This is a genomic window from Variovorax sp. 01N429 (assembly GCF_056399425.1).
Map to the genome: position 1 here is coordinate 452,286 of NZ_JBFTRG010000004.1, position 8,674 is coordinate 460,959.

8 protein-coding genes and 1 pseudogene are annotated in these 8,674 nt (G+C 61.6%); 5 read left to right on the plus strand and 4 right to left on the minus strand.

Annotation, left to right across the window (positions count from 1 at the left end):
• Positions 1–283: 283 nt before the first annotated feature.
• Positions 284–778 (minus strand): hypothetical protein, encoded by a 495-nt coding sequence (locus AC1DSF_RS10470; protein WP_478124679.1) that lies wholly within the window; start codon positions 776–778, stop codon positions 284–286.
• Between the two features lie 112 nt (positions 779–890).
• Complete coding sequence (locus tag AC1DSF_RS10475; protein WP_478182801.1) at positions 891–1,472, minus strand: hypothetical protein; 582 nt, start codon at positions 1,470–1,472, stop codon at positions 891–893.
• Here AC1DSF_RS10475 and AC1DSF_RS10480 point away from each other — a divergent pair.
• Positions 1,471–2,121 (plus strand): hypothetical protein, encoded by a 651-nt coding sequence (locus AC1DSF_RS10480; protein WP_478182802.1) that lies wholly within the window; start codon positions 1,471–1,473, stop codon positions 2,119–2,121. The genes AC1DSF_RS10475 and AC1DSF_RS10480 overlap by 2 nt on opposite strands.
• A 572-nt stretch (positions 2,122–2,693) precedes the next feature.
• Here the strand turns inward: AC1DSF_RS10480 and AC1DSF_RS10485 are convergent.
• Positions 2,694–5,480: an endo-1,4-beta-xylanase gene (locus AC1DSF_RS10485; protein ID WP_478124681.1), complete on the minus strand. Its 2,787-nt coding sequence runs from the start codon at positions 5,478–5,480 to the stop codon at positions 2,694–2,696.
• A 143-nt stretch (positions 5,481–5,623) separates the two neighbouring features.
• Between AC1DSF_RS10485 and AC1DSF_RS10490 the strand changes: the two genes are divergently transcribed.
• The 4 genes from AC1DSF_RS10490 (at position 5,624) to AC1DSF_RS10505 (ending at position 8,101) form a co-directional block, all read left to right on the plus strand.
• Positions 5,624–6,658: a LysR family transcriptional regulator gene (locus tag AC1DSF_RS10490; protein WP_478124682.1), complete on the plus strand. Its 1,035-nt coding sequence runs from the start codon at positions 5,624–5,626 to the stop codon at positions 6,656–6,658.
• A gap of 44 nt (positions 6,659–6,702) precedes the next feature.
• Positions 6,703–7,092 (plus strand): GNAT family N-acetyltransferase, encoded by a 390-nt coding sequence (locus AC1DSF_RS10495; protein ID WP_478124683.1) that lies wholly within the window; start codon positions 6,703–6,705, stop codon positions 7,090–7,092.
• Positions 7,093–7,096: 4 nt separating this feature from the next.
• Positions 7,097–7,501 carry a response regulator transcription factor gene (locus AC1DSF_RS10500; protein WP_478182803.1) on the plus strand — a complete coding sequence of 135 codons (405 nt, stop codon included), beginning with the start codon at positions 7,097–7,099 and terminating at the stop codon, positions 7,499–7,501.
• A 387-nt stretch (positions 7,502–7,888) separates the two neighbouring features.
• Complete coding sequence (locus AC1DSF_RS10505; protein ID WP_478124685.1) at positions 7,889–8,101, plus strand: hypothetical protein; 213 nt, start codon at positions 7,889–7,891, stop codon at positions 8,099–8,101.
• Between the two features lie 434 nt (positions 8,102–8,535).
• Here the strand turns inward: AC1DSF_RS10505 and AC1DSF_RS10510 are convergent.
• Positions 8,536–8,674: pseudogene (locus AC1DSF_RS10510) on the minus strand (IS30 family transposase); the annotation flags it as partial.

Below are 8,674 nucleotides of genomic sequence, written 5' to 3' on the forward strand. Positions count from 1 at the left end.
TACTCGGCGCGTCTTTGAAGTGACCGAAGTGGCTCTGGCAGCGAACTAGGGTTTTCCCTATAATCGCGTCAACGCACTCATTTTTGGAGTTCCGAATGTTTACCGCACTTACCTGTCTTGCCGCCGTGGCGGCCGTCGTAGTTTCCGGCTACGTCACCACCAAGAAGATCGACGGACTTTATTGACGCAAGACACCCAGTTGTCTCCTCCATCGTCCTTCGATGGATTTAGCCCCCGCACAGTAATGTGAGGGGGCTTTTTTCTGGGCGCCAGTCTCACAGACTCAGCGCCTGGCGAGATAGAGGGCGATGATCGCCAGCACCAGAACGACCATGGCGATAGCCCATCGACTCATGGAAAAGCCCGCCCGTGTCCGGTGCGAGCGGTAGTTTTCAAGCCGCGCCGGGAGAGTGCGAACATCCTCCATGCTGTAAGGCTCGAACCTTTCGTCGTGCTCGACCGCCTCCAGAACGCGCTGCAGGGCGGCGGCGTCTTCCTGATGGCGCTCGAGGTCCGACTTCCGGCCTTGGGCTCGTTGGACGTGCGCGAGGAATTGCGAGCCATCCGGCGTCAGCCCGATGTCTTCGCCGTGGATCGCCAACACCCCGGCCTCAATCAACGCCTCGACACCGCGACGGACCGCGGGACGCTCGCTGACCGGTATGGTGGCCTGAAGGCCCGTCCGCGATGTGCGGTTGGCACCGGACGCGCACCTGTTTCGAACGAGCTGCGCGAGCACGCCAGCAAACATCGTGCGGTCGGTCAGTGCATTGGCCATGCGGTTCCCCTCCTGCTTGTTGTCGCGAAGCGGGCTCTTCCCAGGCGACGCGCAATGTGCAGCATGAGGCCGTGCCGCGCCGTTTGGGATCGGGAATGCCCGAAGGAGCAACTCAGCGGTAGCCGCTTTCGTTCGAGTTATGAATGATCCAGATCAGGTTCCCGCTCGAAAAATCTCCCATGCCACCGCCGGCAAAGATCAAGCGGCCCTGGCCTTTGTAGGTCAGCTCGAACCGATGCCGATCGCCCCCGAAGTAGAACGGGATCCAGGCCTTGCCCGTCATGTAGGCGCCCTGGTCGGTCGGAGGGCCGGCGATGTCCATGGCCTGGCGCACGGACATTCCGATCTGCAACTGCGTGAACTTCGAGTTCTTGGCCGGATTGCCGGTGATCTCTCCTTCGTAGTCGTTGATGCCCTTGACGGTGCGACCGCTGCCGGATTCGATCTTCGACGAGTCGATCACGTTGCCTTGCGCGTCCATGCCGGGGCGCGCTCCCTTCGCCGCGGCTGCCGGAGCCGGGGCGGGAGCGGGTGCCGCCGCAACCGCGGCGGGTGCCGGCGCTGCAGCAATCACGGGGGCTCCGGCTTCGGGCACGCAGCGATCGAGATCCACGGCAATGATGTCCGGCCCGGAGCGGTACGCGTACTTCAAGATCTTGGCAGTGACTTCGCCGCCCTGGAAGCCGGCCGGCATGTTCCTGCAGAAGAAGTACCAGTCGTCCGAACCTTGCACGGTGAAAGCCGTGCCGGACACACGATCGGTGTCCGTGCTTTTCGCCAGCTCCAAGGTGACGGTCTTTCCTGCAAGGCGTCGCGCGGCCGCCTTGTCACTGCCGGCGGCGCGAGCGGCCTTTCTGATGTCGTCGTACGTCATTGGCGCGGGGCCCTTGCGAGTGCTTCTGGATGCCGAAGCGTCGGGCTTTGACGGCGCAGTCGCGACGGGCGCGGGGGCCGGCGCAGGTGCGGGGGAGGCAGCAGCAGCGGCGGAGTCGGACGACTCGGCAGTCTTCTTGGGCTGCATCGCGCAGCCTGCGGCCAATATGGAAATCGCTGCGGCTACGGCGCATGCTGTCGAAGGGAACCTCAATTTCACGGACGAACTCCTTGTTACAGAGTTCGGATTATTGACGCACTTTTTCAACGCCGAAGCCCGTACGGACAAGGCGGGTGGTCGCTCAGAACAAGGTTGCGAAGCGAATAACAAAGTTGCTAACTGTCGGCGGTGTAGAGGAACAAAGATGCGAAGTCACGCTTTAGGGCCGATTGAGCAGCATCATGAACTGCGGGCTCTCGCCATCGCGCGCCCGTCGGGAATGCGGGGGCAGTTTTGTCGTGTCGCCTGACACCGGCCACGTACGGCGACGTCACGTCAATCTTCGGACAGTGCAAACAAGTCGGCCTGCGCCTCAACGTATCGCTCGACCGGACAGCTTCCGTCCGGTAGGAGGAGCGCGCTGGCGCGGTCCGAGCGTTCTCGGAGCCACTTTGCATACGCGGGTGCCCCGGGGAATCGTCTCTCAAGGTCGCCCTCGTCTTCAAGGAACTCTTCGAAGTCGGGGTCATTGAATCCAAGGTTCCAGCGCAGCCGAAAGCATTCGTGCGCTACCCCAAGAAGGATTTCGTACCCCCGAAGTAGCCCTGGTGCCGCGGCTAGTACTAGCGCGGCTGCCGCGCAAGGGACCTCCCCGGCCCAGACCGTGCCTTTTGCGTCCACAAGCTGGAAGTGTCCTGCATGGGTATCGTCGACTCGGTATCGGAGCGTGTGAGGCAGCTTGGGGTAGTTGTTGGAGCTCATAGTCGTTTGAAAGTAGTTGAAGGTGGGCTATGTAGCTCGCACGTTTAGCCTCGGTGCTGCATCGGGCGCAGCAGAAGGTCGCCTGCTCCGCACTAGGTAGCGGAAGTTCACGGAGACCCGCTAAGGCACGCTTCTGCTGAATGGGAAGGCAATCGACATCGCCGGCTGCGGCGGCTCCGTCGTCGGGGGCAGGGGGGGCTCCGTCATCGTCGGCAGCGTCGCATTGCCCGGCGCGTAGGGCTCGATGTCGTAGGCGTAGAGCTTGACACTCGTCCCCTCCTTGGGACTCTCCGCCTGCATGGCGACGAACCCGCCAACGGACGCCTGCCGCTGACTGATGGCGTTCCCGGCGTCCCTGTTCGGCGTCTCGCCATCGGCCACTTCCTTCAGAACATAGTGTTGCTTGGCTCCGCCCCTGTCGGTATACAGGAACATCTTCATCTCGCCGGTCTTCGGGTCGATGGGCGTGTTGAACCATACCGCCTGATCAAGCGCTCTATCAGCGATCTGCGAACCCTCTTGGCCATTCGTCTGCCGCGTGATCAGCGAATGCTTACCCGCCACGACGGTGCCATTCGCTCCGTTGCCTCTGAACACGACATGCGGGTAGGCATTGGTGCCATGGATGAAGCTCTGCATCGTGTGCCCTTCCTGAGCCGCGTACGGTCCTGCGGCAGGGCTCTTCGCCTCCTCGAAGACGAACTTGAGGTTGTCCTGAGCCAGAGCGGGTTCACTCGCGGGCGCATTCAAATTGCGCAATGGCACAAGGGTGTTGCCACGGACGATGACAGGCGTGCGCGATAGCGATTCCGGTGAAGCCGTCGTCGCGGGCTTGCTTCTGTTGGTCAAAGCAGCGGCCTGCGTCTGTCCGTTGAGAGTCGACTCCCCAGACACGACCATGTACGTCCTCCCGGGCTCCAATCTCGTGACGAGTCGCCAGGCTTTCTCCGTCCCCGCATGCTTTTGCAACCGCAATCCAAACGGGTTGGCAACCGGGTCTCGTGGTGACAGGATGAGCGTACTGTGGCCATGTTTGGGCACAGCCTTCGTTTCCGTGACGCCGGACGCTCTCGCCATGCCGTCGCTCCCATAGGAGGTCTTGTACTGTTTGAAATGGGTCACGCCGTCACTGAAGCGAACTTCCGCATAGGACAGGGGTGCTCCCAGCGCGTTGGCGGCGTCCATCCATCCGACGGTCATCTTGCCAAAGGACAGTACGAACGTCGCCGTGTTCTCCACAGGGGAAGTTGCCGGTGCGGGACCCCTCGCGGTCACCGTCACATGGCAGGGGCTCCCGGGAATCACGGCGCAGTCGGGCGGGTTGAATTTCATGCTCTCAACGGCAAACCCCGCGGGCAGGGAGACGTTGCCAGCGGTGAAGACGACGTTCTTCGTTTCGACCGGCACGTTGATGTCAAGCATCGCGTGAGCGTTCTTGCCGCCCCAGGTCCTGGCTTTGAAAGTTTCTCCGCCATAGCTGAAGGTCGCGGTCACCCCGTGCGCCGGCAAGCCCGCATCGATGAGGTACTGCTCCGGGTTTGTCGTGGCCCAGTACGCCTCCTTTGGTTTACCGACGGCCGACCACGGATACCCGTTGGTGTGATAGCCCGGGTCCGTCATCCCCCACCAGGTAACCCGGTGCACGCCCCCTTTGTACTCGGGGTGACTTCCTCCCGGTCCGGCGGCGTACTCCTTGAGCAGGCTGAAAAGTTTCGCGTACTGGATGCCCTGCTCCATGAACAGGGCGTCCATTTCAGGACCATTCTGAATCCGTTCGCCTTTGTCCAGACCCAGAGCTGGCGCGAGATCCAGTTCGGTCAGATCGACATTCGCTCCGGTTTCCAGATAGGTCTTGAGGGTCCTCTCGAAGGCGTCCAGATTGAGCCTCATGTCCCAGTGCCCCTGTGTACCGATGACGTCGACCAGCGGCCTGGGGTTTCCCTTGGCATCCAGAAGTATTCGGCCCTTGCGTACGGCCGATTCAGCCGCGTACCGTTCATTGAATTCCTTGACCATCGCAGCGATCGCGGTGGCCTTGGAGGCTCGCTCGTTGTCGTTGAAGTCGTTGTAGTTCAGGATCGCCGTCGTGTTTTGGCGTGCGTAGTAGAAGGCGTCATACAGGTAGTCCCAGCTTTTCCCACCTTTGGAGTAGGCCTGGGCCCATCGAGATGGCCGCTCCTCGGGGCTGTAACCGGTTCGGAGGGCGTTCCTCCAGTCGGCAGGGTTGTCCGGGTTGTCTTTGAAAGCTTCGTTGACGACGTCCCAGGCGTAGACCTTGAAGGGTTCCCGATCGAAATGGCCGGCAACGGTCCGGACGTAATACTCCAGATTCGTCTTTGCCGTTGCGTAGTCCCAGGGAGTTTCCCATCCGCCAGTCGAGGTCAGGACATTGGGGGCGGGCCATTGGGCCGACTGGTTGTGCCAGAGCAGCACGTGCCCATTGACCTTCACGTCCCGCGAATTGGCCGCGGCGATGTCAGCGTTGATGCCCGAAGTCAAATTGGTGAGGAAATCCGGGTTTGGATTGCTGATCCCGCCATTCCAGAATTCCGGCTTCATCGCGTTGCCGGGCGTCACGGAGTTGAAATGTTTCACGGTCATGGCGGCGACCGAGTTTTCACCCGGAACCACGTCGACGCCAAAGTTGCGTGCGCTGAGATTGGTGCTGCCGATCAGGAAGTAGTTCTTGTATACGTCTTTCAGCGCCGGCCAATCGGCAGGGTTCGCAGGCCGCTCAGCTGCCAAGGCGCCATTCGCAATCAGAAGTCCGATTGGCAGAGCAATCAAGATGCTCTTCAAGCCAAGTCTGCTGAACATGACCCAACCTTTCAATGATTCCGACGCCGAAGCGGGGCGGGTCAATGCGGCCGGCAGCGCAGTCGCCAAGCCTAATGATCTGATTTTCATGATGTCTCCGGAATGGGAATATGCAGGGTGCAGCGACCTTGCCGCGACGCGCCGGCTCTCTGCGGAGCCGTACTTGATGGACCCGTAGGCTAGGTGACGGCCCCCTGCCGGTCCACTGACTTTTTCGCTAGCATCCATTCCAAATGCTGATGACTTCAGGCAAAACCTCGGGGAGATCCCTCATCCTGGCGCAAGTCTCGCGTCTGCGTTTCCGGCATCTCCAGTTCCTCGACATCCTGGGAAAGACGCGCAATTTGCGCCTGACTGCCGAGCAGATGTACATCACGCAGCCGGCAGCCACCAAGGTGTTGATGGACATCGAGGAAATGCTGGAAGCGCGCTTGTTCGATCGCCTGCCGCGCGGCATGCAACCGAATGAGCTGGGACTCTTCACCTTGCGTTATGCGCACTCGGCACTGGACGGCCACCGCAAGTTCCTGGACGAGTTCAGCACCTTGAAACAGGGTGGGCACGGCCATTTGTCGATCGGCGCCATCTCGGGTGCGGCGGCCCATCTGCTGATTGCCGCGGTGGCCGAGCTACAGCGCCTGCGGCCGCTGCTGGTGGTGAAGGTGCTGGAACAGAGCAGCGACCAGCTGATCGTGTGGCTGGCCGAGCGCAAGATCGATGTGATGATCGGCCGTTTCATCGACGAATCTCAGCGCGACCAGTTCCACTACGAAAACCTGAGCGGTGAAAGATTGCAGGTCACCGCAGGCGTGCACCATCCGCTGTGCGGACAGCATGCCCCCGGGCTGAGGGAACTGTCGAACTGGCCGTGGATTCTTTATCCGACATCCACTGCGCTGCGCAAGGTGTCGGATGACATCTTCAGTGGCACAGGCCTGTCGCTCACCTCGGGCATCATCGAGACGCCGTCGTTTCTGTTCGCGCTGGAGCTGATGCAGAGCACGACCATGCTGTCGCTGCAACCTGCCGCGCTGGTGGACAAGTATGTACGGCGCGGGCTGCTGACGCGCATCGCGGTCGAGCTCCCCAACCGCATGCCCGACTTCGGCCTGATTACGCCGCAAGGCGAGCCCCCCAGCACGGCTGTGCTGGCGTTCATGGACGTGATCCGCAACATGGCTGACCACAAGGCTGAAGCGGCACTGGCAGACAGAGCGACGCCCGGTGCCAGGTCTGAGCCACGGGGTCGCGCGTCTTCTCGCTGTTGACGAGACGGTCGAGGCCCAGCGGGTTGCTCAATGAACGCTTGCCCATGAACATCCAGGAAGCTCTGCTCTCCGACGCGCCAATGATTGCGTCCGTCCTGCAAGAGGCAGCCGAGTGGCTCGCCGGCGACGGTAGAGCTCTTTGGTCAGCAGGCGAAGTTGGTCAAGAACGCGTTTTTCGGGACGTGAGCAAAGGGCTCTTTCATGTTGCCCGTCAAGGCGACAGCTTGGCTGGTGTCATGAAGTTCGAGTTGGAGGATGCCTATTTTTGGCCCGAGGTCCTTCCGGGCACGTCGGCCTTCGTTCACAAGCTCGCCATACGCCGAGCGTGGGCGAAAAGGGGCGTCTCGACCGAGCTGCTGTCCTATGCCCGATCTCGAACCCGGGAGCTCGGACGTGCCGGGCAACATGACCTGCAGCGGGAAAACGCGAGGTGAAGAGGTGAAAGTGCTGCTGGTTGACGGCTCCGTGGCAATTCAGAAGAGCTTCGGCGCGCTGCTGCAGGCAGCACCGGGGGTCACGGTCATCGGCTATGCGGGGGACGTGGCCAGCGCGCTGGCATCCATCGCTTCGAACCCTCCGGACCTTGTCGTGGTGGACGCAAAGTTGCGCGGAAACGACCGCGGAATCGATCTATTGCGTCACGTCAGGCAGCACCATCCGGACATCGAGGTGGTCGTGCTTTCCCACCTCGGCTGGGCCTCCATGCGCAAGAGCCACATCGATGCCGGCGCCCTTGCGTACTTCGACAAGGCAATCGAATTCCAGCAGGCGCGCGACTACATCGCTGACCTTGCGAACGCCCACGCCGCCGGGGCGCCCGGCCCCAACAGGCAGTTGAACTGAGAAGCTGGGCATCACCCACCATCCGAGAGACGAGTTTTCGGCGGACAGTCGGTTGGTCCACTCGCAATGGGGACGCCGCGTCCGGCTACAGTCGGCCCTCGCTGTGTGGAAAGAGGCAGCGCACTCGAAGCCATGAACCTATACGCCGCCATGAGATACACAGGGCCGGGGAGCCTCTCAGACGTGTTCGCGAACGACGAGCCCGGTTTCAATGCGGCATGGGGTGCCAGGCAGCAGGCTGCATGCGGCCAAGACCAAGACCAAGACCAAGCATTGGCGCCAACTCCCCGGCAACAACATCGGGCGTTAGAAAGAGAGTGAGGAAGTATGAATCTCCACCCTGACGGGTCCGACCCGGGAGGCCCGTTGGCGCCCGCCGATTGGACGATGACCATCGATTCCGAGGACCAAGGCGAAACGGTTCACTACTTTGCCGACGTTTGCCGTGATGGCGAGCGGATATGCCGATTGGCCCTGACCGGCGTTGCAGCATCCAAGCAGGATGCCCACAGCCGTTTGGCGCTCAAAGCACGTCTCTGGATTGCTGACTACTTGTCGCGCCCGCACTCGGGCAATACAGAGTTCGGCGCTCCGCTGTAAGCAAGGCGCCGGACGCCTGAGTTCGAACGGAACAGGCTGGTTTGTCGGGTTCAGCGATTGGACCAAGAGCCCGCCGGGCCACCTTCGCCATGTCGCGGCCGAAGAGCTTGCCGCTGGTCTGTGCATCAAGTGGTTCTCCCATCTGGCGGGGCATCCGACTCGCGCGCGGATCTTAAGGTGCCGCCTGGAGCCGCAGAAAAATCTTCACTCGAAAGTGTGCGCTTCGCCACAACCTCCACTGATGGCCGCCTGCGAGCGGACTCCAAGTGCGTCGAGCGATGTTGCGCCGCGTCAAGCCCTACGGCGAGAGCAACACCGGCCGCGAGGATTTGCACGACTGTCCGAGCTATCGCGCTCGGTGATTGCTGCCACTAGACGGCGCGACCGTACTCCTAGGTAGCCCTTGAGCTCAAGGGCTCAGATCGGCTGCGGATTCAACCGGTCGATGCAACACATTCGCTGAACATCTCAGCCGGTGTATGGAAACCGAGCGTCTTGCGCGGCCTCTCGTTCAATTGTCTCGCGATCGCGTTGAGTTGAAGCTGTGAGAACCCTGAGATGTCCATGCCCTTG

Coding starts and splice junctions, on each gene's coding strand:
- AC1DSF_RS10470 (WP_478124679.1), bottom strand. CDS start 778: ATGGCCAATGCACTGACCGACCGCACGATGTTTGCTGGCGTGCTCGCG.
- AC1DSF_RS10480 (WP_478182802.1), top strand. CDS start 1,471: ATGTTCCTGCAGAAGAAGTACCAGTCGTCCGAACCTTGCACGGTGAAA.
- AC1DSF_RS10475 (WP_478182801.1), bottom strand. CDS start 1,472: ATGCCGGCCGGCTTCCAGGGCGGCGAAGTCACTGCCAAGATCTTGAAG.
- AC1DSF_RS10485 (WP_478124681.1), bottom strand. CDS start 5,480: ATGAAAATCAGATCATTAGGCTTGGCGACTGCGCTGCCGGCCGCATTG.
- AC1DSF_RS10490 (WP_478124682.1), top strand. CDS start 5,624: ATGCTGATGACTTCAGGCAAAACCTCGGGGAGATCCCTCATCCTGGCG.
- AC1DSF_RS10495 (WP_478124683.1), top strand. CDS start 6,703: ATGAACATCCAGGAAGCTCTGCTCTCCGACGCGCCAATGATTGCGTCC.
- AC1DSF_RS10505 (WP_478124685.1), top strand. CDS start 7,889: ATGACCATCGATTCCGAGGACCAAGGCGAAACGGTTCACTACTTTGCC.